Genomic DNA, 25,793 nt, shown 5'->3' with positions numbered 1-25,793 from the left:
AGCTTAGCGGACGAGAGAGGGCTGGCAAGCCGCGCGGTCGTCGTGGTTGGTGACGATGCTGGCGCGTGATATCGTCGGCCCATGGCGCAGCTTCTGGTTCGCAATCTATCAGACGAGATGGTCGAGTCGTTGAAGCGACGTGCGTCCAGCCATGGGCGCAGCGTCGAGGCGGAGCATCGCGCCATTCTCGAAACCGCTCTGAACGAGGAGCGCGCTCGGCGCGTCGGTCGCTTCAGAGAGAAGGCGAGTCAGCTGCGTGAGGCCCTGACGGGGCGGGCGCCGACCAATTCCGCCGACCTGATCCGGGAAAGCCGCGACGAAAGATGACCTTCGTCGTCGATGCCTCGGTCGCCCTGAAATGGGTGTTGAAAGAGGACGACAGCGACATCGCGGACGCCCTGCTCGACGAGAGACTGATCGCCCCCACGTGGTGGCGCGTGGAAGTCGCCAACGGGCTTTGGAAGGCCGCTCGCAAGGGTTTGATCTCGACCGACGAGGCCGATGATCGATTGGCGGTCTTGCTCGACATGTCGCCGGTCGAGGATATCGACCCTGCCGATGTGGTGGCGCGGGCGACCCGTCTGGCGCACCGGCTGAAACATCCCGTCTATGACCTGCTGTATCTGGTCGCGGCCATCGACGCCGGCAGCCCGCTGGTGACGGCGGACGTTCGCTTCATGCGCGTCCTGAGCGGAGAACCCGATCTGGCGGCGCGTCTGCTTACGCTGGAGGCCTGGGGCGGCCTCAAAGGATGATGTAGAGCGCGCCGCCCGCCAGCAGGAGCAGATGCAGCGTCAGGATCAGGCCGAAGCGGGTGCGGAACGGCTCCTTGCGGGTCTTGTGGCGCAACAGGCGTTGACCCATCCAGGCGCCGATGCCGCCGATCAAGGTGAACAGCAGCAGCCGGGCCTCGGGGATGCGGCGACGACCGGCGCGCGCCATCGCCTTGTCCCAGGAGAAAAGAGCGAAGCCGGCAAGCTCCGCCGCGAGGACCGCCGTCAGCATCCAGGGGAGAGGGGACATGTCTCTGGTTTCCGGTTCGGTCTCAGGCGTGCGAAGCGCCGGAAACCAGAGACATCATGCGGATCAGCCGTATTCCTGGATCGCCTTCACATCCAGGTCGCCGGCCTTGATGGCGCCGATGGCCTGGGCCGCCGCCAGGGCGCCGGCGGTGGTGGTGTAATAGGGGATCTTCATCATCAGGGCCGTGCGGCGCAGGCTGAAGCTGTCCTGCAGCGACTGCTTGCCCGAGGTGGTGTTGAAGACCAGCTGGACCTCGCCGTTCTTCATCGCGTCGACGATGTGCGGACGGCCCTCCAGCACCTTCTTGACCAGACCGACCTCGATGCCCTGGGTCGCCAGGTAATCGCGGGTGCCGCCGGTGGCGATGATGGAGAAGCCCTCGGCCATCAGCGTCTTCACCGCGTCGATGATGAAGGGCTTGTCGTCCTCCTTGACCGAGACGAAGGCGCAGCCCGCCGTCGGCAGGGTGGTGCCGCCGCCGATCTGGGACTTGGCGAAGGCGCGGGCGAAGGCGGGGGCCATGTCGGCCTCGCCGTCACGCTTCCAGTCCAGGCCCATGACCTCGCCGGTCGAGCGCATTTCCGGGCCCAGGATGGTGTCGACCCCGGCGAAGCGAGCGAACGGGAAGACGGCTTCCTTGACCGCGATATGGTCGTAGGGCTTGTCGGTCAGGCCGAAGGATTTCAGCGGCACCCCGGCCATGACCTTGGCGGCGATGGCGGCGATCGGCTGGCCGATGGTCTTGGCCACGAAGGGCGCGGTGCGCGAGGCGCGCGGGTTCACTTCCAGCACGAAGATGCGCGGGTTCTCGCCGTGCGGCTCCTCGATGGCGAACTGGACGTTCATCAGGCCGCGCACCTTCAGGGCCTTGGCCATTTCGGTGGTCTGGCGCTTCAGCTCGGCCACCGTCTCGGCCGACAGCGACCAGGGCGGCATCGAACAGGCGCTGTCGCCCGAGTGGACGCCGGCTTCCTCGATATGTTCCAGCACCCCGGCGACGAAGACGGTCTCGTCGTCGCACAGGGCGTCGACGTCCACCTCGGTGGCGCGGTTCAGATAGTGGTCGATCAGGACCGGGTCGTCGCCCGAGACCCGCATGGCCTCGTGGACGTAGCGGTCCAGCTGCTCGCGGTCGTGGACGATCATCATGCCGCGGCCGCCCAGGACATAGGAGGGGCGCAGGACGACCGGATAGCCGACCTCTTCCGCCTTCTGCGCGGCCTCCTCGGCCGAGCGGGCCAGGCCGTTGGGCGGCTGTTTCAGGCCGATGGCCTCCAGCATCTGCTGGAAGCGCTCGCGGTCCTCGGCCAGGTCGATGGAGTCGACGCTGGTGCCCAGGACGGGGATGTCATCCTCCTGCAGCGCATGGGCCAGCTTCAGCGGGGTCTGGCCGCCGAACTGGACGACGCAGCCGATCAGCGTGCCGTTCGAACGTTCGACCTCGATCAGCTCCAGCACGTCCTCGGCCGTCAGCGGCTCGAAATACAGGCGGTCGGAGGTGTCGTAGTCGGTCGAGACGGTTTCGGGGTTGCAGTTGACCATGATGGACTCGACGCCGATCTGGTCGAAGGCGAAGGCCGCGTGGCAGCAGCAGTAGTCGAACTCGATGCCCTGGCCGATCCGGTTCGGACCGCCGCCCAGGATGATGGCCTTCTTCTTGTCTGACGGCTCGGACTCGCACTCGGGGATCTGACCCAGGGCGCCGGTCTCATAGGTCGAATACATATAGGCGGTGGCGCTGGCGAACTCGGCGGCGCAGGTGTCGATCCGCTTGAAGACCGGACGGACGTTCAGGCCGCGACGGGCGGCGCGGACGGATTTCTCGGTCGCGCCGGTCAGCTGGGCCAGGCGGGCGTCGGAGAAGCCTTTGGCCTTCAGGCGGCGGAATTCGGTCGGGTCGGTCGGCAGGCCCTTGACCCGGACGTGACCTTCCTCGCGCACGATGTCGGCGATCTGGCGCAGGAACCAGGGCTCGTAGGAACAGGCGGCGGCGACCTCTTCCACCGTCAGGCCGTGGCGGAAGGCCTGGGCGATGACGCGGATGCGGTCGGGGGTGGGCACGCCCAGGGCGCGGACCACGGCGGCGCGGGCGGTGTGGGCGTCCTCGACGTCGGCGACGCCGTCGATCTCGATCTCGTCGAAGCCGGACAGGCCGGTCTCAAGCCCGCGCAGGGCCTTCTGCATCGATTCCTGGAAGGTGCGGCCGATGGCCATGACCTCGCCGACCGACTTCATCGAGGTGCCCAGCAGAGGCTCGGAGCCCGGATATTTCTCGAAGGCGAAGCGCGGGATCTTGGTGACCACATAGTCGATCGACGGCTCGAAGCTGGCCGGCGTGACCTGGGTGATGTCGTTCTGCAGTTCGTCCAGGGTGTAGCCGACGGCGAGGCGGGCGGCGACCTTGGCGATGGGGAAGCCGGTGGCCTTGGAGGCCAGGGCGGACGAGCGCGACACGCGCGGGTTCATCTCGATCACGACCATGCGGCCGTCGGCGGGGTTGATGGCCCACTGGACGTTCGATCCGCCGGTCTCGACCCCGATCTCGCGCAGGACGTTGATCGAGCCGGTCCGCATCCGCTGGTATTCCTTGTCCGTCAGCGTCAGGGCGGGGGCGACGGTGATGGAGTCGCCGGTGTGGACGCCCATCGGATCGATGTTCTCGATCGAGCAGATGATGATGCAGTTGTCCGCCGTGTCGCGGACGACCTCCATCTCGTATTCCTTCCAGCCCAGAACCGATTCCTCGATCAGGACTTCGGTGGTCGGCGACAGGTCGAGGCCGCGCAGGACGATCTCCTCGAACTCCTCGCGGTTGAAGGCGATGCCGCCGCCGGTGCCGGCCAGGGTGAAGCTGGGGCGGATGACGGCGGGCAGGCCGACGAACTCGAGACCGTCCAGCGCCTCTTCCATCGAATGGGCGGCCTTGGAGCGGGGGCTTTCCAGACCCAGCTTGTCCATGGCGTCGCGGAATTTCTGACGGTCCTCGGCCTTGTCGATGACCTCGGCCTTGGCGCCGATCATCTCGACGCCGTATTTCTTCAGCGCGCCCGAGGCGTCCAGCGCCAGGGCGGTGTTCAGCGCCGTCTGGCCGCCCATGGTGGGCAGCAGGGCGTCCGGCTTCTCCTTGGCGATGATCTTCTCGACCATCTCGGGGGTGATCGGCTCGATATAGGTGGCGTCGGCCACCTCCGGGTCGGTCATGATGGTGGCGGGGTTCGAATTGACCAGGATGACCCGATAGCCCTCGGCCTTCAGCGCCTTGCAGGCCTGGACGCCGGAATAGTCGAACTCGCACGCCTGGCCGATGACGATCGGGCCGGCGCCGATGATGAGGATGGACTTGATGTCTGTGCGCTTGGGCATCGCCAGCTCTTCTTCTTATTGAACGCTAATGGGTCACGACCGCGCAGTCCCAGCCGTCGTAGTCCAGCTGGAATGCCGCGGCCCAGGTCTGCATCATGGCGGAGGTCGCCGCGAAGGACGCCTCGTCCACCGCCATGGTGGTCTCGAGTGTGGTGGAATCGTCGGCGCCGCTGGTCAGGAAGCCGGCGCGACGGGCGACCTCGTTCAGGTCGCCGTGGTCGCCTTCGCCGAAGAAGTAGAATCGCGTGTGCCGCGGGGTCACGCCGCTGTCGCCCTGTTCCGCCAGAGCCGCGCGCACCATGGCGTCGCGTTCGTCATGACTGATGTCGGGGTCGAGCACGAGGCGACGAATTCCTTTGGTTCTTTGCGCGCGCGTAGCCGCCGCAGGGCGTCGCCATGCGGAGTTCGCGTCGGGTTGTCGGTTAAGCGGCCCGTTTAGAGAGGGAGGGGGCGGGGGGCAAGACCTTATGCGTCCGCGATCGCCGCGATCCAGTCGGGCAGTTCGCCGATACGGGCCAGGGAGACGTAGCGGGGCTCGTTCTCCGGCGCATCGGCCAGTTCGTGGGCCCAGGTGACGGCGTAGGGGATGTGGACGCCGAAGGCGCCGGCGGCGATGGCGGGAAGCACGTCGGACTTCATCGAATTGCCGGCCATGACGACCTCGGCCGGGCGGGCGCCGTGGCGGGCGAAGATGCGCTCATAGGCGCCGCGATCCTTTTCCGAGACGATCTCGACGGCGCTGAACCGTTCGCCCAGGCCCGAGGCGGCCAGTTTGCGTTCCTGGTCCAGCAGGTCGCCCTTGGTGATCAGGATCAGGCGGTATTTGTCGGCCAGTTCGGCGACGGTCTCGTCGACGCCGGGCAGGGTCTCGACCGGATGGGCCAGCATCTCGCGGCCGGCGGCCATGATCTCGCGCACCACCTCGGCCGGGGCGCCGCCGTCGCACAGCTCCATGGCCGTCTCGATCATCGACAGGGTGAAGCCCTTCACGCCGTAGCCGTAGAGCCGCAGGTTGCGCTGCTCGGTCTCGGCGAGGCGCGCCTCGATCGTCGCCTCGTCGCCGTGGTCGGCCAGCAGATCGACGAAACGGGCGTGGGTCAGGCGGAAGAGGGTCTCGTTGTGCCAAAGGGTGTCGTCGGCGTCGAGGCCGACCGTGGTGATGGGCATGGGCGTCTTCCGGGGCGGTGGCGGCGGCAAATCGGTGCGGGCTCTTGGCGCGGACCTGCGGCGAAGGCAAGGCGGACCAGGGGACGGACGAGGGGCGGACAGGAGGGGGCGAGAATGCGCCACTCTTCGTGATTTGCGCGGCGAGCGAGGTTCGGCCAAGGATTTCGCCATGAGCGCCCGTCGGTTCCTGAGTATTTCCAGCGTCTTGTCGTTAAGCTTACTGCTGGCGACGGGGGCGGTCTCGGCCGCGCCGGCCGCGGGGCAAGGACAGGGGCAAGGCGAGGGGCAGGGCGCGCGCTTTTCCGACATCGTGCAGATGGCGCCGCCGCGCGACCGGGCGCGGATGAACGCCAGGGTCTTCGACAAGGTCTGGACCGAGGTCCGGCGCGGCTATTACGACCCGACCCTGCACGGCGTGGACTGGGAGGCGGCGCGGGCGCGGTTCCGGCCCCAGGCCCTGACGGCGACGGACGACCGGAGCCTGTATCGCAGCATCAATGAAATGCTGGACCTGCTGGACGACGGCCACGCCGGGGCCAGTCCGCCCGCCGCCGTGCGCCGGCAGGAGACCCAGTACGACCGCCGCGCCGTCATGGGCATGACCCTGATGCGGGGCGAGGATCCCGATCTGTGGACGGTGGAGCGGGTGCGTCAGGGCTCGCCGGCCGAAGAGGCGGGGGTGCAACTGGGCTGGACCCTGGACAGCCTCGACGGCCGCCCCTGGGGGCCGGATGTCGAGGTGCAGGAGGGCCGGCCGGTGCAGCTGGTCCTGACCGACGAGACGGGCGCGCGACGCGATACCCGCCTGACGCCGCGCCTGATGGACGGGCCGCAGCCCTTTACGGCCGACAAGTCGCGGCCGGGCGTGCTGGTGCTGACGGTCGAACAGTTCGACGCGGGCCTGGGCCGCTGGCTGGGGTCCGAACTGGACGGCCTGCCGCCGGACGTGGACGTGGTGCTGGACCTGAGGGCCAATCCCGGCGGGCGGCTGTGGGAGGCGGAGTCCGTACTGACCTGTTTCCTGCCGCGCGATCAGGTCTGGGCGACCCGGACGGGACGGACCGGGCGGCCGGTGACGCTGAGGGCCTCGGGCGACTGCGGCGACCGCAACGCGCCGGTGGCCAACGAGGTCGCGGTTCTGGTGGACCGGGGCAGCCGCAGCGCGGCGGAACTGACGCCGGCGGCCCTGCAGGAGGCGGGGCGCGGCATCGTCGTGGGCGAGAAGACCATAGGCTCGGTCCTGATCGCCCAGGAGACGGATCTGCCGGACGGCGGCAAGCTGACGCTGAGCCGGGCCAATTTCGTCACGGCGGGCGGGGTGCGGCTGGAGAAGCGCGGCGTCACCCCGGACATCGAGGCCCCCCGCAGCGTGGCCCAGCGCCGTTCGGGCGAGGACCCGACGCTGGAGGCGGCCATCGCCGCCCTCCAGGCCGAACGTGTGCAGGCTGCGGATCAGCCCAGCGGGCTTTAATCAGGTCAGCAGCATTTGAAACTGCCCGAGCCGCCGAAACGGCGCTGTTCGTGCAGGCGGAAGAAGGCGGTCTTGTCCAGCGGCGGCTGGTCGGGATGGGTCGCCGCCGCGTGGTCGACATAGGCCTGATAGTCCGGCTGGCCGATCATGGCCCCGGCCGTGCGCCTGACGCCGCGACCCCACCGCAGGGCGGCAGCGCGGCACAGGCAGAGCAGGTCGTCTTGCGACGGGTCAGGCCCAATCCTAGGCACGGGCCGCATCCGCCGCTTCGTCGGCCGCCGTCAGCTCGTGCGCCTCGGGATATTCGCGCACGGTCGGGCGGTTGTTCAGATAGGCCTTGCGGCAGGCCAGGACGCCATAGATCACCATGGTCACGACCACGAACAGGAAGCCCGCCGTCAGGACCGAGTTGACGTAGTCGTTGACGATGATGCGGTGCATGTCGCCGGCGGTCTTGGCCGGGGCCAGCATTTCGCCGGCGCCGAGGGCGTCCTGATACTTCTTGGCGTGGGCCAGGAAGCCGATGCGGACCTCGGGGTGGAACAGCTTCTGGAAGCCGGCCGTCAGGGTGCAGATCAGCAGCCAGGTCGCCGGGACGACCATGACCCAGGCGAACTTCTCGCGCTTCATCTTGAACAGGACCACGGTGCCCAGGATCAGGGCCACGGCGGCCAGCATCTGGTTGGCGATGCCGAACAGCGGCCACAGGCTGTTGATGCCGCCCAGGGGGTCGACCACGCCGGTGTAGAGGAAATAGCCCCACAGCGCGACGGTCAGGGCCGTGGCCACGACATTGGCGGCCCAGGACTTGGTCTCGCGCATCTTGGGCACGGCGACGCCCAGCAGGTCCTGGATCATGAAGCGGCAGACGCGGGTGCCGGCGTCGACCGTGGTCAGGATGAACAGGGCCTCGAACAGGATGGCGAAGTGGTACCAGAAGGCCATCATGGCCTTGCCGCCGATCACGCCGGACAGGATGTGGGCCATGCCGACCGCCAGGGTCGGGGCCCCGCCGGCGCGCGACAAGATGGAGTGTTCACCCACGTCGCGGGCCAGTTGCTCCAGCTCGCCCGGGGTGATGTGGAAGCCCCACTGGGCCACGGCGGCGGCGGCCGAGACCGCATCATTGCCGATGACGGCGACCGGGCTGTTCATGGCGAAATAGACCGCCGGATCCAGGACCGTGGCGGCGATCAGGGCCATGACGGCGACGAAGCTTTCGCACAGCATGGCGCCATAGCCGATCAGCGGGATCTGGTTCTCGTTCTCCAGCAGCTTGGGCGTGGTGCCCGACGAGATCAGGGCGTGGAAGCCCGAGACGGCGCCGCAGGCGATGGTGATGAACAGGAAGGGGAAGAGGGCGCCGGCGAAGACCGGGCCGGTGCCGTCGATGAAGGGGGTGATGGCCGGCATCTGCAGGTGCGGACGCACGATCAGTATGCCGATGGCCAGGGCGACGATGGCGCCGATCTTCAGGAAGGTCGACAGATAGTCGCGCGGCGCCAGCAGCAGCCAGACCGGAATCACCGAGGCGATGAAGCCGTATATCATCATCAGAATGGCCAGGGTCGGACCGGTCAGGGTGAAGGCCGGGCCCCAGAAGGGATCGGCCGCGACATGGCCGCCGCCGATGATGGCCAGGATCAGCAGGACGACGCCGATCACCGAGACCTCGCCCACGCGGCCGGGCCGCAGGAAGCGGGTGTACAGGCCCATGAAGATGGCGATGGGGATGGTGGCGGCGACGGTGAAGGTGCCCCACGGGCTCTCGGCCAGGGCCTTGACCACGACCAGGGCCAGGACGGCCAGGATGATGACCATGATCATCAGCACGCCGACCTGGGCGATGATGCCGGGGATATTGCCCATCTCGGTGCGGATCATGTCCCCGAGAGATTTGCCGTCGCGACGGGTGGACATGAACAGGACCATCATGTCCTGCACCGCGCCCGCCAGGACGGCGCCGACCAGGATCCACAGCACGCCGGGCAGATAGCCCATCTGGGCGGCCAGCACCGGCCCGACCAGCGGGCCCGCGCCGGCGATGGCGGCGAAGTGGTGGCCGAACAGGACGTTCCTGGGCGTCGGCACATAGTCGAGGCCGTCGTCGCGGCGCACGGCCGGGGTCGGGCGCGACGGCTGCAGCTGCATGACCTTGTTGGCCAGGTAGCGGCTGTAGAAGCGATAGGCGATGGCGTAGGTGCAGACGGCGGCGACCACCATCCAGACCGCGCTGATGCTTTCGCCCTGGTGCAGGGCGATGATGCCCAGTGACACCGCGCCCAGAATGGCGATGGCCCCGAATATGATGGGGGTGCTCAATTTACCCACGACGGTCTCCTCCCGGCCGGCTCAGTGGCGGCCCTAGTCCCCTGTGTGCACCACAAGTTTCCGCAAGGCCAATCGACTAAAGTCGTAAATCGCTCGGGCGAAAGGCCGCAGGGAAAGGCCGAGGACACTCCCCCGTGCATTCCGTCCAAACCCTTGCTAAGCGCATCGGATGATCGCTCGCCTTCGCCCCGTCCCGTTCGACCTCGGTCCCGTCCATTTCGTCGGCATCGGCGGCATCGGCATGAGCGGCATCGCCGAAATCATGCTGAAGATCGGCTATTCGGTTCAGGGCTCGGACGCCAAGGCCAGCGCCAATACCGAACGGCTGGAGAAGCTGGGCGCGAAGATCTTCATCGGCCACGATTCCGCGCACGTCGGCGAAGGCGTGTCGGCGGTGGTCTATTCGACCGCGGTCAAGGCCGAGAACCCCGAGATGAAGGCGGCGCGCGCGCGCCGCATCCCCCTGGTGCGCCGGGCCGAGATGCTGGCCGAGCTGATGCGGCTGCAATTCTCCATCGCGGTCGGCGGGACGCACGGCAAGACCACGACGACCTCGATGGTCGCGGCCCTGCTGGATGCGGCGGGCCTGGACCCGACGGTGGTCAACGGCGGCATCATCAACGCCTACGGCACCAACGCCAAGGTCGGCGACGGCGACTGGATCGTGGTCGAGGCGGACGAGTCGGACGGCAGCTTCCTGCGCCTGAAATCGACCGTCGCCATCGTGACCAATATCGATCCGGAGCACCTGGACCACTACGGCGACTTCGACGCGGTGCGGAAGGCCTTCGTGGATTTCGTCGAGAACATCCCCTTCTACGGTTTCGCCGCCGTCTGCCTGGACCATCCCGAGGTGCAGAAGCTGGTCGCCTCGATCGATAACCGGCGGCTGGTCACCTATGGCGTCAATCCCCAGGCCATGGTGCGGGCCGACAACTGCCAGATGGGGCCGGACGGCTGCCGCTTCGACGTCGTGATCCAGAACGGCGAGGCCCACCGGATCGAGAACCTGCATCTGCCGATGGCCGGCTGGCACAATGTGTCCAACGCCCTGGCCGCCATCGCCGTGGCGCGCGAACTGGATGTGTCGGACGAGGCCATCCGCGCCGGCCTGGCCGGCTTCGGCGGGGTCAAGCGTCGCTTCACCACCACGGGGGTCGTGAACGGGGTCCGCATCGTCGACGATTACGGCCACCACCCGGTCGAGATCGCCGCCGTGCTGAAGGCCGCGCGTCAGGTGACGGAAGGCCGCGTGATCGCCGTGGTCCAGCCGCACCGCTACACCCGGCTGCGCGACCTGATGGATGAGTTCTCGACCAGTTTCTCGGACGCCGACAGCGTGATCGTCGCCGACGTCTATCCGGCCGGCGAACAGCCGATCGAGGGGGTGGACAAGCACGCCCTGACCGACGGCATACGCCGCTATGGCCACCGTCAGGTCCAGGCGCTGGAGAACGCCGCCGTCCTGCCGCGTCTGATCAAGGAAGAGGCGCAGCCGGGCGATGTGGTCGTGCTGCTGGGCGCCGGCGACATCACCAGCTGGGCCTATGGCCTGCCGGCGCAGCTGGAGGCGCTGGGCTGACGCCCGGCTTGTCCGGGGCGTCCGGAGGTATATATTCTGGCCTGACGGTATATCCCTGGAGGGCGTCATGGCGCTGTATGTGAAGGATCCCGAGGTCGATCAGATGGCCGAACGGCTGAGCCGTCTCGCCCGGATCAGCAAGACCGAGGCCGTGCGTCGGGCCCTGCGTCGCGAACTCGATCATGTCGAGGCGCCGAACGACTACGTGGAGCGGGCCATGGCCTTCGTGCGAGAGTTGAACGCTCGGGCCGGACCGAACGGCAAGCCGGTGGACAAGGCCTTCATCGACAGTCTCTACGAGTAGGCGCGATGTTCGCCGACGCCTCCGCGCTGAGCGCCATCCTGTTGGAAGAGCCTGACGCGCGCGATCTCGCCGTGCGGATTGGCGCCTATGCCTCGCGCACGACCTCGCCGATGGCGGTCTGGGAGACGGCGATGGCCGTCAGCCGTGGACTGGACCTGTCCCTGGAGGCGGCCGAAGCGGCGGTGGAAGCCTTGCTGACGATGATGAAGATCGAGGTGCGGCCGGTGCCCGCCGAAGCTCGCCACATCGCCATCGACGCCCACGCCCGGTTCGGCAAGGGGAGGCACCCGGCGGCATTGAATTTCGGCGACTGTTTCGCCTATGCCTGCGCCCGCCACGCGCGGTCGCCCCTGTTGTTCAAGGGCGACGACTTTTCCCGGACCGATATCGAAGCCGCATGACCGAGATCACCCTTCCCCCCGTGCGCGGCAAGCTGCTGCGGGACGAGCCTCTGGGCCCCTACACCTGGTTCCGGGTGGGCGGTCAGGCCGAGGCCCTGTTCATTCCGGCGGACGCCGAGGATCTGGCGGATTTCCTGAAGGCGCTGGATCCGGCCGTGCCGGTGACGGTGCTGGGCGTCGGGTCGAACGTCATCGTCCGCGACGGCGGGGTCGAGGGGGTGGTGATCCGTCTGGCGGGCCGTCCCTGGGCGCAGATCACGACCGAAGGCCAGACGATCACGGCCGGCGCGGGGGCGCTGGATTCCATGGTGGCCAAGGCGTCGGCGAAGGCGGGGATCGCCGGGCTGGAATTCTATGCGGGGATTCCGGGCACCATCGGCGGCGCCCTGACGATGAACGCCGGCTGCTACGGCTCGGAGACCAAGGACGTGCTGGTTTCGGCCTGGGGGCTGAACCGCAGGGGCGAGCGGGTCGACTACGCCCTGGCCGACTTCGGCTACACCTACCGCCATTCCGAGGCGCCGGCCGAGATCCTCTGGGTCGAGGCGACCTATCGCGGGACGGCCGACGAACCCGAGGCCGTGGCGGCGCGGATCGCCGAGATCAGCAGCCGGCGCGAGACCACCCAGCCGATCCGCGAGAAGACCGGCGGCTCGACCTTCAAGAACCCCGAGGGCCATTCGTCGTGGAAACTGGTCGACGAGGCCGGCTGGCGCGGAAAACTGCGCGCCGAGACCGGGGGCGGGGCGAAGTTCAGCGAGTTGCACTCGAACTTCATGATCAATCCCGGCGAGGCGACCGCCGCCGATATCGAGGGCCTGGGCGAGGCGGTGCGCGCCGACGTCCTGGCCAAGACCGGCGTTCAGCTGGAGTGGGAAATCAAGCGGATCGGCCGGGCTTCCCACGACTGAAGTGAATCCCCGCAAAAATTGAGCGCGGGGCGCGAATGGTTGACGGCCTGTTAAGCAAGTCGGCGGCAATCGGAGACGTCATGACCCGCGCATTCAAAGACCTTCATGTCGCCGTCCTGATGGGCGGTCTTTCCGCCGAGCGGGAGGTGTCGCTCACCTCCGGCGAGCAATGCGCCCAGGCGCTGGAGCGGCAGGGCGTGCGCGTCAGCCGCGTGGACGCCGGGCGCGATCTGGCCAATGTCCTGTCCGGCCTGATCAGGCCCGATGTGGTGCTGAACTGTCTGCACGGCGCCTGGGGCGAGGACGGCTGCGTCCAGGGCGTGCTGGAGACCCTGGCCATTCCCTATAGCCACTCCGGGGTCCTGGCCTCGGCCCTGGCCATGGACAAGGAAAAGTCCAAGGCCGTGCTGAAGGCGGCGGGCGTCACCGTGCCGGGCGGCGGTCTGTATGATCGCCACGAGGTGGCCGGCCGCCATGTCATCGCGCCCCCCTATATCGTCAAGCCGAACGCCGAGGGTTCCTCGGTCGGCGTCTTCCTGGTGCCCGAGGGGGCGAACGGTCCGGTGACCGAGGTCGGCGAGCCGGGCTGGGCCTATGGCGAACAGGTGATGGTCGAGCCCTTCATTCCGGGCAAGGAACTGGCCGTCACCGTGATCGGGGAGCCGGCCGGGCCGCGCGCCCTGACCGTGACCGACATCACCCCGACCAAGGGCTTCTACGACTACGAGGCCAAATATGCGCCGGGCGGATCGGTCCACGTCCTGCCCGCCGTCCTGCCGCCCGCCGTGTTCGAGAAGGCCCTGCGTCAGGCGGAGCTGGCCCATGTGGCGATGGGTTGCCGAGGCGTGTCCAGAAGCGACTTCCGTTATGACGATGTTAAGGACGATCTGGTCCTGTTGGAGGTCAATACTCAGCCGGGCATGACCCCGACCTCGCTCGCTCCGGAGCAGGCCGCCCATACCGGGATGAGCTACGAAGAACTGGTTCGGTGGATGGTGGAGGACGCCTCATGCCCGCGGTAGTTCGCGGCGGTCGGCGACAGAGTTCAGGTCAGGCTCCCCAACGCGGCGCGGCTCCGAAAGGAGGCGGGCGTTCGCGTGGCGGCGCCCCTCGTAACGCGTCCGCCATTCCCGGCAAGATGGCCGCCATCGGCCGTATCGACATCGCCCCCCGCACCGCCGTGATCGCCCTGGGCGCCGGCGCGCTTCTGCTGGTCGGGGTTCTGGCCACCGGGGCGCGGGCCGAGCGGATCGCCGCCTCGGTCTCGCACGGGGTCGACACCATGACCGCCGGCATGGGGCTGAAGCTGAAGCGGGTGCATATCACGGGCGCCTCGGCCGAGGCCGAGCCGGCGATCCAGCAGGCCCTGGGCCTCTATTCCGGCCAGCCGATCACCAGCCTGGACCTGGGCGCGATCCGCGACCGGGTGCAGGGCGTGGGCTGGGTCAAGGAGGCGCGGGTGGTGCGCCTGCTGCCCGACACCCTGATCGTCGAGGTCAAGGAACACGACCGTCTCGCCGTCTGGCAGGAGGCGGGCCAGATCAAGGTGATCGACAACCGGGGTCAGGTGATCACGGGCGCCGACGCGCGCCGCTATCCGAGCCTGCCTCTGGTGGTGGGCAAGGGCGCCGATGTGGCGGCGGGCGAGATCCTGCCCCTGCTGGCCCAGCGTCCGCGCCTGATGGGCCGGATCGACGCCCTGGTCCGCGTGGACGAGCGCCGCTGGGACCTGCGGCTCAAGGACGGCAGCCTGATCCAGCTGCCCGCCACCGAACAGGAGGCGGCCCTGATCCGCCTCGATGCGCTGGATCAGCGCGAACGCCTGCTCGACCTGGGCTTCGCCCGGGTCGATCTCAGAACCCCGGACGAGGTCGCGGTGCGACCCACCGGCGACGCTTAAGGACCAGGACCAGAATGTCGGCAAAGCAGCGCGGCGCAGCCAATGATCAGGGCCGGGGCATGGACCCCCGCGCCGGCCGCGCCCCCGTGATCGCCGCCCTGGACATCGGTCAGTCCAAGGTGTCCTGCTTCATCATGAAGCCCGACGGCGTGCGCCACGCCGACCGCACCATCCGCGTCGCCGGCGCCAGCCATGTCCAGTCCAAGGGCGTGCGCGGCGGGGCCATCATCAATATGGACGAGGCGGCCCAGGCCATCGGCCACGCCGTCGAACGCGCCGAGCGCGCGGCCCAGAGCCCGGTCTCCGGCGTCGTCGTCACCACGGCCATCGGCCAGATGGCCAGCCACCGGGTCCAGGCCCGCGTCTCCCTGGGCGCCAATCCGGTCGGGGACGCCGATCTGGCGCGCGCCATCGGCATGGCCCTGGCCCAGATCCGCCTGCCCAACCGCCGCCCGATCCACGTCCTGCCGATCGCCTGGTCGGTCGACGGGGCGCGCGGCGTCCATGATCCGCGCGCCATGCGCGGCGGCTCGCTGGGGCTGGACCTGCTGGTCGTCTCGATGGCCGAGAACGTCTTCACGACCCTGAGCCATTGTCTGGAGTTGGCCCATCTGGATCTGCAGGGCGTGGCCGCGGCCCCCGTGGTCTCGTCGCTCGCCGCCCTGGAAGAGGACGAGATGGATCTGGGCGCCGTCTGCATCGACATGGGCGGGGGCTCGACCAGCGCCGCCGTCTGGGGCGGGCGCAGCCTGCTGCACATCGAGAGCCTGAACGTCGGCGGCGACCATGTCACCTCGGACATCGCGCGCGGCCTGTCGACGTCCAAGGTCGGGGCCGAACGGCTGAAGACCCTGCACGGCTCGGCCATGGCCAGCGCCAACGAGGACCGCGAGATGCTGGAGGCGCCGCCGCGCGGCGAGGACGCCTCGGCCGGCCCGGTCATCGTGCCGCGCGCCATGCTGAAGACGGTCATCGCTCCGCGCGTGGAAGAGACGCTGGAACTGCTGCGCGACCGGCTGAAGAACGCCGGCGTCGGGCTGGAGCCCGGCGCGGGCCTGGTCCTGACCGGCGGCGCCAGCCAGCTTAATGGTGTTCGGGAACTGGCGGTGCGGGTGTTCGACCGTCCCGTGCGCCTGGGCAAGCCGCAGCGCGCGCCTCACCTGGCCGACGCCGCGTCGGGCCCGGCCTTCTGCGCCACGGCGGGCGTCCTGTTGAGGGCCGCCTATGGCCCGCGCGAGGCGGTGTCCGCCAGGAAGCTGATGGCGCGACAGATCACGGCGGCGGACGCGCCACGCGTGCATCGCGGCAATGTCGTGGGGCGGGTCGCGGGCTGGCTGCGGGATAATCTGTAGGCTTGGGCCTAACAGGGCCGTCCAAAAGGCCTAGAAGCGTGGCGTCAGCGCTGCTTCGGTGATCGCCACAGCGATCCAGGCAATCCTTGAACTTTTTCGGCCTCACGTAGGAGGCATGAATGCCGTTCGGGCGGCTTCTCCACTACGATTCTGCTCCAGGCCATGATCGCCGCCTATGGTGGTTCTTTGCCGACGATTAGCCGAGGTTGATGTCGGCGATGTCGCGCAAGAATGACAAAGGGCGGCGAGTTTCCTCGCCGCCCCCTGCCGACATGACAATGCGTCTATTCTTAGAAGGTCTTCGAGACGTTCAGGAACAGCCGGCGGCCCAGGTAATCATACTGAGACGACAGCGGCACGTTTCCGGCGCCGCGGCCACCACCCGACGAGGAGGTCGGGTTGGAGATCTCGTTGAAGATGTTCCGTGCGCCAAGCGTCAGTGTCCAGCGGTCGATACGCTTCTGGATCGATGCGCTGTGGAGGAAGTATTCGCCCGCAGTGCGTTGGTAGAAGATCGGCTGACCGAAATAGGTGCCAGTGTTGCTAGCGTAGAAGCGATCGTTCGACGATTCCGGAATGTAGTCTACACTCCAGGTATAAGTATAGTCGTTCCGCTCAAATCGGGCGCTGGCGTTTGCAACGTATTTGGGGTTTCCGATCTGATCGACGAGCTGATTGGGTTCCTCGTCGAGCAGATACTGATCTTCCCATTCTAGGATATAGCTCGCCCGAGCGTTGATGGTCAGATCGCCGAAGCTGAACTCTTTGCTATATCGCGCCGTCAAGTCCAGGCCTTCGCTGAGCTGGCGCGCGATATTCACGTAGTTATCGCGGACCGTGATGATCTCATTGGGGCGCAAGGCGGCGGTATTGGGATTCCGGTCGAACAGTGTGCACAGCGGCTCGGTGGCGAAGTTGTTCGACAGGTAGCACCCGGCGAGAATGCCGGCGGCGCCGAAGTTGTCGACCTGGTCTGAAATTTCGACCTTGAAGTAGTCCAGCGCGATGTTCAGGTTGATGAACGTGGGCGTCCAGATGATCCCCAAGCTTTGTGTCTCTGCGGTCTCCGGCTGCAGGTTCTCGCGGCCGCCACCGGTAATGACGGTCGCCGACGAGCTCTGGCCATTTCCGTAGGTTTCCGGAATGCCATCCGCCGCACAGTTGGTGCGCAGCGTCTCGTTGGTCGAGAGGCCCCAGTTGCGGCAGGGGTCGATGGCTGCCTGGGACAGGAAGCCCGACTGGTTACCCAAGAACTGCTCATACAGCGCCGGAGCGCGGAACGATGTCCCTTCCGAGCCGCGGATGCGGAACTGCGAGTTGATCGCCCAGTTGAAGCCGATCTTGTAGGTCGAGTTTGAGCCGTAGCTTTCGTAGTCTGAATAACGACCCGACGCGTTGATCGTGAAGCTGTCGATAAAGGGTACGTTGCGGATGACGGGAATTTCAAACTCGGCGAAGACTTCCTTGATGGTGTCCGAACCGGCCGTACGAACGGCGGAAGTCGAGCCGGCGAATATGCCGCCACGTTCTTCCTCGCTAGGAGTGTCGTCAATCTCTTCCTTCCGCAGCTGGAAGCCCACGGCGGCGCCGATCGGCCCGGCTGGTAGATTGAACAGATCGCCGGCGATTGAGCCTTCCACGTACTGGTGGATGTACTCGGTGGTGCCGACGGCGTATCCCAGCAGGAAGTCGCGATCAGCGGCGCTGAGGTCGCCGCTGAGGGCTGCGGGCGAATAGTAGTCCACGCCGCCGGTGGGGCAGGCCGTCGCCGTGATCAGCACGCTTTCGTCGCAACCGTCGTCGCCAAGAGAGGCTTCGAAGCGGTCAGCGTAGAGGAACGTCGAGCCGTATTCGGCCTTGGACTTGCTGTACTGGCCTACCAGTTCCCAGTCAAAGCCCTTACCGACGTTCAGCGTGCCGCGTGCGCCGCCAACGACGCGGGTATAGTCCACCTGCTGATCGGCATTGGAAGGTGCGGCGATGGTGAAGTCATAGAAGGTGCCGAACGGGTTGAGCGGCTGGTCCGGGGAGGTGCCGAGGTAGCCGACGAGGCCCGGGAACAACTGACGGAAGGAATTTTGCTCGGATTCACGACGGTTCAGCAGAAGCTCGCCGAACAATTCGATGTCCGGCGTCAGGTCGTAACCGGCGAAGGCGGTGAAGCTGGTGCGCTTGACCGGCGACACGGCCGTGCGGCTGGCATACATGGGATTGTCGGTCGGAGTCCGCTCGAACATGGCGCGACGGAAGGCCGTGCCGCGTGCGGCCGTGACCGCGCAGGCGCCGGCGCCCGTCGTGAAGGCGACGACTTGACGATAGCCGTTCATATCGCAGCCCGTGGGGCCTCCGCCGGCGACGGCGTTGGCGTCCGGCGCAAAGTCCGTGCCGTTGCCGTAGGTGCCGCCGTACAGGGTGAACAGGCCGGCGGTGATCGTCTGGCATTTGTAGGTGCCGGTAGCCGAGTCGACCACGTCAGCGCGGATCGTAAGATTCGGGTCGGCGTAAACATTGACCTGAGGGCAGGCGAAGACGTCACGATCGCCGAACAGCAGCGGCTTGCGCTCGTAGTAGTCGGCGCCAATGCTCAGGTAACCGCGATCCCAAGTCTTACCCCAGGAGCCGCTCACCTGGTATTCATCGCCGCCGGACTCCAACGGTTGGCTGGTGTAAGCGTCGAACGCGCCGCCATCAATGTTGGTCTTGGTGATGATGTTGATGACGCCCGCAACGGCATCTGAACCGTAGACCGAAGAGGCGCCGTCCGTCAGAATTTCATAACGTTCGATCATCGAACTCGGGATGGTGTTCAGATCGGTAGGGCCTACCTGGCCACGCGCGCCTGCCGGACCGGCGCGACGCCCGTTGATCAGGACCAGCGTCCGCTGGGCGCCCAGGCCGCGCAGCGATATTGTGTTGGCGCCCGGACCGCCGTTGGGGGTCAAGAAGCCGGTGAAGTAGTTGTTGATTTGGCCCGCATTGGCTGCGGCGGTCGACGACTGCAGGATTTCTGCGGGGTCAACGAGGCCTTCGAGGCTGGACTCCCGCGCCGTGATGATCTGGACGGGCTGGGTGCTGGTGAATTCGTTGCGACGAATGCGGGAACCGGTGACGACGACTTCATCAACCTGTGCGGCGTCGTCCTTCGCGGCGTCATCTTCTTCTTGCTGGGTTTGGGTCTGGCTGGTCTGCGATTGAGCCATGGCCAACGAAGGCGCCATTATCGCCAGACCGGCGATGATGGTGGTCGCGAGCAGGCTTTTCCTACTGGACGTCATTTTTTAATTTCCCCGACATGATTAAGAAACGCTAACAATTAAGCTGGCGGACCCAAATCCATGCCTTCAAAGACGTCTCCAGACCAAGCCAAATGTGGCGGATGGGTGTCGAGTTGGCGGCAAATGTTACATAGTTATCACAAATCGGCTGCAAATTTGGATGTCCGATTTTGGCGTGGCGAACGAGCCTTTGGTAACTTGCATGCGGCGATGATTGGGTGCTTGAATATTCTCCTCATATCTCTGGGAGGCGAGTTTTGCGCATGAATTTTGTCAGATGTGGCCTCAAGTGGTTGGGGTGTGTTGTTATTTCGGTAATTTGTATTCCGATCGTTGCTGCGTCTCATGCTTTCGCGCAAGCCCCCACTCCTCCCGCAGCGATGGCTTTTGGCCGGGAGCCAGCTATCGCGTCAGTCGATATTTCGCCGGACGGGAAACACATCGTCGCCGTAGTCTCGCCTGACGGTCGATCGCGACACATTGCGATATGGTCCGCCGACGATCTGAGCCAGCCGCCGTATAATGTCGGCACCGATCCGAAGGCTGAGATCACCAGCGTTCGCTTTATCAAGAACGATCGGATCTTCGCGAGAGTCCAGCAACTCGATGATACTGCGACGGCTGACAGACCCCGGTACACCGGGCGCACAATGTTATTGGATCTGAAGGGCGACCCTGTCGCGACGCGTTTGCGTTTCGACGGCCTTGATAGTCAGCAGCAGGCCCGGGTCGGGGTTGGACAGCTTGTAAGCTCGTTGCCTCAAGATCCGCAGAGCATCATGGTGCTGAATCCGCGCAACGGCGATGTCTACAAGCTTAACCTGTACTCAGGTTCATTCGAACGCATAAATCGGGGGTCCGAACGCTTCGGTGTGGGGGGAACCGATCTGAACGGCGAGATCCGAGAGCGCGAAAATTTCGAGTTCGACAATGGTGCAGTCTACATTGGGACTTGGTTGAAGCACCCGGATACTGGTCGTTTCGAAGAACATTTCCGTTCATATGCGCGGGATCGTCAGCCTGTCTCTGTAGTCTCCTACACCAACGATCCGAACGTGGTTCTCGTTTCGGCGAACCGAGACGGCGCTGACCGCTCGGCGATCTACGAATACAAGATCCGCGAAAAACAATGGGGCGAGATCGCCTTCTCTCACCCCCTTTTCGAGGCGACGGGGGCCATACGTTCGACGGCGCCATCTGATTTTGGCGAAATTCTCGGCTTCACTTACGGCGGGGAGCGCAGTCAGACCTATTGGGCCGATCCCTCACTGGAAGCGGCGCAGGCCTCGCTGAGGCAGGCGTTGAATGTTGACACCGTGCCGGTGGTCTGGACCGATATAGCGTCCGGCAACAGGTCGCGCTTTCAGGTCGGCGATGGAGCAGATGTGAGTATTTCCGCGTGGTCCGACGACCGGACGCGGTTCATCATCAGCAAGTCCGGGAATTCAACCCCGCCGGAATACTATGTCCTGATGAATGGCCGTTTGCGCCTGTTGGGCCGCGCCTATCCCGAGTTGGCGAATGCGCCGTTGGGGAAGGGGTCGTTGATCCAATACAAGGCGAGGGATGGCCTGATTATCCCCGCCATTCTTACCAAGCCGGATCCGACGTTCTACGGACCGGGACCCTATCCGACCATTATCACGCCACATGGCGGACCTTGGTCGCGTGACGACCTGGGGTGGGACACGACGGGATGGAACCAGTATTTCGCCGCTCGTGGCTATGCGGTCTTGCAGCCCCAATTTCGGGGCTCGCAGGGTTGGGGCGAACGCTTGTGGAGAGCCGGCGATCGTGAATGGGGCCGGAAGATGCAGGACGATAATGACGACGGCGCCCTGTATCTCATCGCGGAAGGGATTGCGGATCGGAACCGCATCGCCATTCATGGCTATTCCTACGGGGGGTATGCCGCGATGATGGGGGCGGTTCGACCCAACGGCATCTATCAGTGCGCTGCTGCAGGAGCCGGTCCTTCGACGATCGATTTGTTCAAGAAGGGCACCTACGGCAGTCGCTTCCTGCGCGAATTCCAGCATCCGACAGCCGATGGTGAGGATCCGCTGCGTCGCGCCAACGAGGTTTCGATCCCAGTCTACCTCTACACTGGTGATCACGACTCCAATGTGATGCCGTCGGAATCCCGCGCCTTTGCAGCCGCGCTGGAGCGTGCCGGAAAGAAGGTAGATCTTCGTATCCTTCCGGACATGGATCACACGCTCAACACCTGGACGCCGGACAACTTCGCCAACATCCTGACCAGCGTCGAGGATTTCTTCAAAACGGACTGCAAACTAGGCGGCCTTTGACTAACCGCTGATATCCTGGAGGGCGGCTCGCAAGAGCCGCCCTCTTCATTTTGTCCGAGCACATAAAACTGCGGTCACGCTTAACGTTTGTGCTGTTCTCGAGTCCGACTCACATTATCGCCGTAACCTTCTCTTAACCCTCGTGGGTGCAATCCTTAACGCGCTCATAACCAATGTGATTCGGCGGGGCTTCGCATTGGTCTGAAGGGTCTGGGTCGGAAGGTCGGAAAACAGAATGTCGCTCTCTTTGGTCAAGCCGCAACACACTGAACTGAAGCCCCGCATCGTCGTGTTCGGCGTCGGCGGCGCCGGCGGCAACGCCGTCAACAACATGATCGACGCCGGCCTCGAAGGGGTCGAGTTCGTCGTGGCCAACACCGACGCGCAGCACCTCAGCTTCGCCAAGACCGATCGCCGCATCCAACTGGGCGAGACCATCACTCAAGGTCTGGGCGCCGGCGCCCACCCCGAGGTCGGCATGAACGCCGCCGAGGAATCCGCCGACGAGATCCATCAGCACCTCGAAGGTGCGCACATGGTCTTCATCACCTGCGGCATGGGCGGCGGCACCGGCACGGGCGCAGCCCCCGTCATCGCCAAATGCGCGCGTGATCGCGGCATCCTGACCGTCGGCGTCGTGACCAAGCCCTTCACCTTCGAAGGCCGTCACCGGATGCGCCTGGCCGATGCGGGCGTCGCCGAGCTGCAGCGCTATGTCGACACCCTGATCGTCATTCCGAACCAGAACCTGTTCCGCGTCGCCAACGAACGCACCACCTTCGCCGACGCCTTCGGCATGGCCGACCAGGTGCTGCACTCGGGCGTGCGTTCGATCACCGACCTGATGATCCTGCCGGGCCTGATCAATCTGGACTTCGCCGACGTCCGCGCCGTCATGTCCGAGATGGGCAAGGCGATGATGGGCACGGGCGAGGCCTCGGGCGACGATCGCGCCCTGCTGGCGGCCCAGAACGCCATCGCCAACCCGCTGCTGGACGAGACCTCGCTGAAGGGCGCCAAGGCCGTGCTGGTCAACATCACCGGCGGTCTGGACATGACCCTGCTGGAAGTCGACGAGGCCGCCAACGCCATCTCGGCCGAGGTGGACGGCGACGCCAACATCATCTTCGGCGCCGCCTTCGACCCGGCGCTGGACGGCAAGATCCGCGTCTCGGTGGTCGCCACCGGCATGGACGAGGGCGTGGTGCAGCGCGCCGAGCCCTCGGCCCCGGCCGGCGCCGCCCCTCTGGCCGGTCATGACGCCCGCCGTTCGGCCGGCGGTCTGTACGGAACCCAGGCTTCGCGCCCTGCGCCCGAGCCGACCCGCGAAACCTATCGCGAGCCGGTCCGCGCCGAACGCGCGCCGGAACCCCGCATGGAGCCGCGCATCGAAACGGCCCCCGTCGTCCCCAGCTTTCAGGCCCCTGCCGCGCCTGAGCCGCGGCCCGAGCCGGTGATCCGCGTCGCGGAGCCGCCGCCCCGCGCCCTGGACCCGATCGTCGATCCGTGGGTCGAGGAGTACGAGACCCGCGCCCCGGCCGCCTCGGCCCAGCCGCAACGCGCACCGGAGCCGCAGGGCGACCTGTACGCCAGCCGGACGCCGGAACCCGCCGCCGACGACTATGACGATCGCGACCACCGCCGCAGCGGCTGGAGCCTGTTCGGCCGCGGCAAGCGCGCCCAGCCGCAGCCCGAGCCGGGCTATGGCCGCTCGCAGCCGCAGATGCGGTCCTCGGCCCAACCGCAGACCCAGGTCGAGCCCGAAGCCGGCCAGGCCGATGATGATCTGGAGATTCCTTCTTTTCTCCGCCGTCTCGCAAACTGACCGAGTGAAATTCTGACATTTCCGCCCCGGAGCCCCAGGCTCCGGGGCGTTTTCGTCTCTGTGGTCCCATAACGAAACAATCCGAAACCCGACTTTCATTTCGTGCTTGCAGCGCCCGGGCTAGATCAGATGTCAGGCGAAATCCGCACATAGAGGCGGGACGCGACGCAGAAAGAGAGTTTGAGTTTGTCGGTCCGTAACGACCATCACGAGCGCACCATCATCGCCCCGGCCATCATCGCCGGTGTGGGGGTGCATACCGGCCGCCGGGTGCGGCTGGCCGTCCGTCCGGCCCCCTCGGGCACGGGCATCGTCTTCGTGCGCACGGACATCACGGACCGCAACAACCGTATCTCCGTCTCGGGCGAGGCCGTCGTGGACGCCCGCCTGAACACCATGATCGAGAACGCCGACGGCGTTCGCCTGTCGACCATCGAACACCTGATGGCCGCCTTCTGCGCCCTGGGCGTGTCGAACGCCGTGGTCGAGGTGGACGGGCCGGAGCTGCCGATCCTCGACGGTTCGGCGCTGGAGTTCGTGAAACTGCTGGACCGGGCGGGCTTCCGTCCGCAACCGACGCCGCAACGCTACATCGAGATCCTGGAGACGGTCCACGTCACCGAGGGCGACAAGCACGCGGCCCTGATGCCGTGCGACCGTTACGAGATGCGGTTCGAGATCGACTTCCCCTCGGCCGTGATCGGCAACCAGGTGATCGACGTCGTCGTGGACGAGCCGACCTTCCGCAAGGAAATCATGGCCTGCCGCACCTTCGGCTTCGCCCACGAGGTCGAGGCCCTGCGTCAGGCCGGTCTGGCCCGCGGCGGTTCGCTGGAGAACGCCGTGGTCATCGACGGCGACGACATCCTGAACCCCGGCGGGCTGCGGATGGAACGCGAGTTCGTGCGTCACAAGGCGCTGGACGCCATCGGCGACCTGTATGTGCTGGGCGCGCCCCTGCTGGGCCGTTACGAAGGCTACAAGGCCGGTCATGCGGTCAACAACAAGCTGGTGCGCGCGCTGCTGGCCGCGCCCCATGCGTGGCGTGAGGTGACGCGCGTGCCGGAGCTGGCCGAGGCGGGCTAGCCGCTGCGCTCTGGAGTGTCGCTATGGGGTATCTGATCGCGACACATTTCGTGGGTGTCGAACCCGACTATTTGGCTCTCCGAGGTGCGCTCCCTGCATCCGTGGAGCCAAGGATCTATAAGCATCACACGCACGATATCTGGGCGATCGACACCATGCGTGTGCCGCAACAGCCCAACTATGGCTTTGGCGTTTCCAGCGAGACGCGGGACATTCCGATCGAGTTGCCTGAACATCTTGCCGCGCTTCAGACGCTTTACGACGAACTTTCCAAGCTGAAGTCGGCCAGCGGTTTGAAGCGTGGCTTCGTCAATGTCTCTGAACGGATATCGGGGGTCTCCAGGGCGACGGTCCTGTCGATCTATGCGGACGATGACGAGGCCGATCTGGCCATCGTGTCCTCCGACGGTGTTGTGGTGAGCGTTAGGGGGCGTAGCGGAGACGGAATGATCGCCTTCTCCGCAGGCGGTGAGGCCAGTTTGCAGGTGGTTGTCGAGGACGATGAGGCGCCCCTTCACCAGACCGCCGCCCAAGTGTTCGGGGAGGTTTTCGGCGTTGATGGCGTGTCCATCGGCATGAGTTCCTGGGACCCTCCGAAGGACTATGGATTCGAGGAAGTCCGCGGGCCTTAGGCCGCGCCACTACCAACCTCTGAGGCATCCAGCCCGAAGAAGTCGTCATCCTTTTTCGGATCGCTTTTCGGTCGCCGCGGCTAGCCCGAGCTGATCGCGCTTATCAACCGCCCGAAGTCCGGCTCGCCGTTCAGATAGGCCCGGCGGTTGGAGTAGAACCGCTCGCCATCCGCGCAGGTGTCGTGGCCGGTCCAGACGGCCTGGCCGACGCCGGCCTGCTGCAGCCGCCACAGGACGAAGCCGGGCAGGTCGAACAGGCGTTTGTCGTCCGCCGCGCCGGGCTTGAAGAAGCGTTCGCTGCCGGGGTCGTGGTGGGCGAACCGCTCTTCGAAATCGACGCCGACCTCGTAGCTGGCTTGGGCGATACAGGGACCGACGACGGCCAGGATGCGGCGTGGATCGGCGCCCAGGGCCTCCATGGCGGCGACGGCGGAATGGACCACCCCGCCCAGGGCGCCCTTCCAGCCCGCGTGGACGGCGGCGACGATCCGGGTCTCGGGATCGGCCATCAGGACGGGCGCGCAGTCGGCGGTCAGGACCGAGCACAACAGGCCGGGTTCAGCGGTGACGACGGCGTCGCCCTCGGGCCGGTCGCCGTTCCAGGCGTCCTCGGCGACGCGGGCGACGGCGGAATGGATCTGGTAGCAGCCGTTCAGACGGTCGCTGTCGGCGCCCATGGCCACGGCGACCCGGCGGCGGTTCTCGGCCACGGCGGCGGGATCGTCCTTCGAGCCGACACCGGCGTTCAGGCCTTCATAGATGCCGGTCGAGACGCCGCCCGCACGGGTGAAGAAGCCGTGGTCGATGCCGGCGGCGGTCAGCAGGGGGTGGGTGATAGGGGCCAGGTCGCGCATGGATCGG

Annotated in this window: 22 protein-coding genes; 14 read left to right on the top strand and 8 right to left on the bottom strand. The window is 66.3% G+C overall.

The window, feature by feature from the left end; genetic code table 11:
• Positions 1-81: 81 nt before the first annotated feature.
• Positions 82-327 carry a FitA-like ribbon-helix-helix domain-containing protein gene (locus tag ACIQ1T_RS00900; RefSeq protein ID WP_395942604.1) on the top strand — a complete coding sequence of 82 codons (246 nt, stop codon included), beginning with the start codon at positions 82-84 and terminating at the stop codon, positions 325-327.
• The gene (locus ACIQ1T_RS00895; protein ID WP_395942603.1) at positions 324-755 is read left to right on the top strand and encodes a type II toxin-antitoxin system VapC family toxin; all 432 of its coding nucleotides are present in this window, start codon (positions 324-326) and stop codon (positions 753-755) included. The genes ACIQ1T_RS00900 and ACIQ1T_RS00895 overlap by 4 nt, the downstream gene beginning before the upstream one ends.
• On the opposite strand, the gene ACIQ1T_RS00890 is transcribed toward ACIQ1T_RS00895, so the two are convergent.
• The 4 genes from ACIQ1T_RS00890 to ACIQ1T_RS00875 all read right to left on the bottom strand — a co-directional run bounded on the left by ACIQ1T_RS00890 (position 745) and on the right by ACIQ1T_RS00875 (position 5,553).
• Positions 745-1,023, bottom strand: coding sequence for a DUF1294 domain-containing protein (locus tag ACIQ1T_RS00890; RefSeq protein WP_395942602.1), 279 nt, complete (start codon positions 1,021-1,023; stop codon positions 745-747). The two genes, ACIQ1T_RS00895 and ACIQ1T_RS00890, sit on opposite strands and share 11 nt — an antisense overlap.
• A gap of 63 nt (positions 1,024-1,086) precedes the next feature.
• Positions 1,087-4,386, bottom strand: coding sequence for a carbamoyl-phosphate synthase large subunit (gene carB / locus ACIQ1T_RS00885; RefSeq protein WP_395942601.1), 3,300 nt, complete (start codon positions 4,384-4,386; stop codon positions 1,087-1,089).
• Between the two features lie 25 nt (positions 4,387-4,411).
• On the bottom strand, positions 4,412-4,726 hold the full coding sequence (locus ACIQ1T_RS00880; protein ID WP_395942600.1) for a hypothetical protein: 315 nt from the start codon (positions 4,724-4,726) through the stop codon (positions 4,412-4,414).
• 125 nt (positions 4,727-4,851) lie between these two features.
• On the bottom strand, positions 4,852-5,553 hold the full coding sequence (locus ACIQ1T_RS00875; protein ID WP_395942599.1) for an HAD family hydrolase: 702 nt from the start codon (positions 5,551-5,553) through the stop codon (positions 4,852-4,854).
• Positions 5,554-5,722: 169 nt separating this feature from the next.
• On the opposite strand from ACIQ1T_RS00875, the gene ACIQ1T_RS00870 reads away from it, so the two are divergent.
• Positions 5,723-7,024 (top strand): S41 family peptidase, encoded by a 1,302-nt coding sequence (locus ACIQ1T_RS00870; protein WP_395942598.1) that lies wholly within the window; start codon positions 5,723-5,725, stop codon positions 7,022-7,024.
• A gap of 5 nt (positions 7,025-7,029) precedes the next feature.
• Here the strand turns inward: ACIQ1T_RS00870 and ACIQ1T_RS00865 are convergent, their stop codons facing one another.
• The gene (locus ACIQ1T_RS00865) at positions 7,030-7,275 is read right to left on the bottom strand and encodes a YbdD/YjiX family protein (protein ID WP_395942597.1); all 246 of its coding nucleotides are present in this window, start codon (positions 7,273-7,275) and stop codon (positions 7,030-7,032) included.
• On the bottom strand, positions 7,268-9,355 hold the full coding sequence (locus ACIQ1T_RS00860; protein WP_395942596.1) for a carbon starvation CstA family protein: 2,088 nt from the start codon (positions 9,353-9,355) through the stop codon (positions 7,268-7,270). Before ACIQ1T_RS00860 ends, ACIQ1T_RS00865 begins: the two co-directional genes overlap by 8 nt.
• Positions 9,356-9,524: 169 nt before the next feature.
• Between ACIQ1T_RS00860 and murC the strand changes: the two genes are divergently transcribed.
• The 7 genes from murC to ftsA all read left to right on the top strand — a co-directional run bounded on the left by murC (position 9,525) and on the right by ftsA (position 15,805).
• The gene (murC, locus tag ACIQ1T_RS00855; RefSeq protein WP_395942595.1) at positions 9,525-10,937 is read left to right on the top strand and encodes a UDP-N-acetylmuramate--L-alanine ligase; all 1,413 of its coding nucleotides are present in this window, start codon (positions 9,525-9,527) and stop codon (positions 10,935-10,937) included.
• Between the two features lie 67 nt (positions 10,938-11,004).
• Positions 11,005-11,241: a type II toxin-antitoxin system VapB family antitoxin gene (locus ACIQ1T_RS00850; RefSeq protein ID WP_395942594.1), complete on the top strand. Its 237-nt coding sequence runs from the start codon at positions 11,005-11,007 to the stop codon at positions 11,239-11,241.
• A 5-nt stretch (positions 11,242-11,246) separates the two neighbouring features.
• Positions 11,247-11,642: a type II toxin-antitoxin system VapC family toxin gene (locus tag ACIQ1T_RS00845; RefSeq protein WP_395942593.1), complete on the top strand. Its 396-nt coding sequence runs from the start codon at positions 11,247-11,249 to the stop codon at positions 11,640-11,642.
• Complete coding sequence (gene murB, locus ACIQ1T_RS00840) at positions 11,639-12,553, top strand: UDP-N-acetylmuramate dehydrogenase (protein WP_395942592.1); 915 nt, start codon at positions 11,639-11,641, stop codon at positions 12,551-12,553. Before ACIQ1T_RS00845 ends, murB begins: the two co-directional genes overlap by 4 nt.
• 80 nt (positions 12,554-12,633) lie before the next feature.
• Positions 12,634-13,575, top strand: a complete 942-nt coding sequence (locus tag ACIQ1T_RS00835; protein WP_395942591.1) for a D-alanine--D-alanine ligase — start codon at positions 12,634-12,636, stop codon at positions 13,573-13,575.
• Positions 13,563-14,453: a cell division protein FtsQ/DivIB gene (locus tag ACIQ1T_RS00830; protein WP_395942590.1), complete on the top strand. Its 891-nt coding sequence runs from the start codon at positions 13,563-13,565 to the stop codon at positions 14,451-14,453. The genes ACIQ1T_RS00835 and ACIQ1T_RS00830 overlap by 13 nt, the downstream gene beginning before the upstream one ends.
• A gap of 59 nt (positions 14,454-14,512) precedes the next feature.
• A complete protein-coding gene (gene ftsA, locus ACIQ1T_RS00825; protein ID WP_395943104.1) occupies positions 14,513-15,805 on the top strand; it encodes a cell division protein FtsA in 1,293 nt (430 codons plus the stop codon).
• A 290-nt stretch (positions 15,806-16,095) separates the two neighbouring features.
• Here the strand turns inward: ftsA and ACIQ1T_RS00820 are convergent, their stop codons facing one another.
• Positions 16,096-19,080: a TonB-dependent receptor plug domain-containing protein gene (locus ACIQ1T_RS00820; RefSeq protein ID WP_395942589.1), complete on the bottom strand. Its 2,985-nt coding sequence runs from the start codon at positions 19,078-19,080 to the stop codon at positions 16,096-16,098.
• Between the two features lie 263 nt (positions 19,081-19,343).
• Between ACIQ1T_RS00820 and ACIQ1T_RS00815 the strand changes: the two genes are divergently transcribed.
• The 4 genes from ACIQ1T_RS00815 to ACIQ1T_RS00800 all read left to right on the top strand — a co-directional run bounded on the left by ACIQ1T_RS00815 (position 19,344) and on the right by ACIQ1T_RS00800 (position 24,932).
• Positions 19,344-21,389 (top strand): alpha/beta hydrolase family protein, encoded by a 2,046-nt coding sequence (locus ACIQ1T_RS00815; protein WP_395942588.1) that lies wholly within the window; start codon positions 19,344-19,346, stop codon positions 21,387-21,389.
• A 235-nt stretch (positions 21,390-21,624) separates the two neighbouring features.
• On the top strand, positions 21,625-23,214 hold the full coding sequence (gene ftsZ / locus ACIQ1T_RS00810) for a cell division protein FtsZ (RefSeq protein ID WP_395942587.1): 1,590 nt from the start codon (positions 21,625-21,627) through the stop codon (positions 23,212-23,214).
• Between the two features lie 186 nt (positions 23,215-23,400).
• Entirely contained in the window at positions 23,401-24,300 is a 900-nt protein-coding gene (gene lpxC, locus ACIQ1T_RS00805; RefSeq protein ID WP_395942586.1) for a UDP-3-O-acyl-N-acetylglucosamine deacetylase, read from the top strand.
• Between the two features lie 23 nt (positions 24,301-24,323).
• On the top strand, positions 24,324-24,932 hold the full coding sequence (locus ACIQ1T_RS00800; protein WP_395942585.1) for a hypothetical protein: 609 nt from the start codon (positions 24,324-24,326) through the stop codon (positions 24,930-24,932).
• 80 nt (positions 24,933-25,012) lie between these two features.
• Here ACIQ1T_RS00800 and pgeF read toward each other — a convergent pair whose 3' ends face one another.
• Positions 25,013-25,786, bottom strand: coding sequence for a peptidoglycan editing factor PgeF (gene pgeF / locus ACIQ1T_RS00795; protein ID WP_395942584.1), 774 nt, complete (start codon positions 25,784-25,786; stop codon positions 25,013-25,015).
• Positions 25,787-25,793 lie beyond the last annotated feature (7 nt).

Origin of the sequence: Brevundimonas sp. (genome assembly GCF_044336875.1) — a bacterium.
In the GTDB taxonomy this organism is placed as follows: Bacteria; Pseudomonadota; Alphaproteobacteria; order Caulobacterales; family Caulobacteraceae; genus Brevundimonas.
The sequence above is the reverse complement of the archived record's forward strand: the minus strand, read 5'-3'. Positions and strand labels throughout refer to the sequence as shown.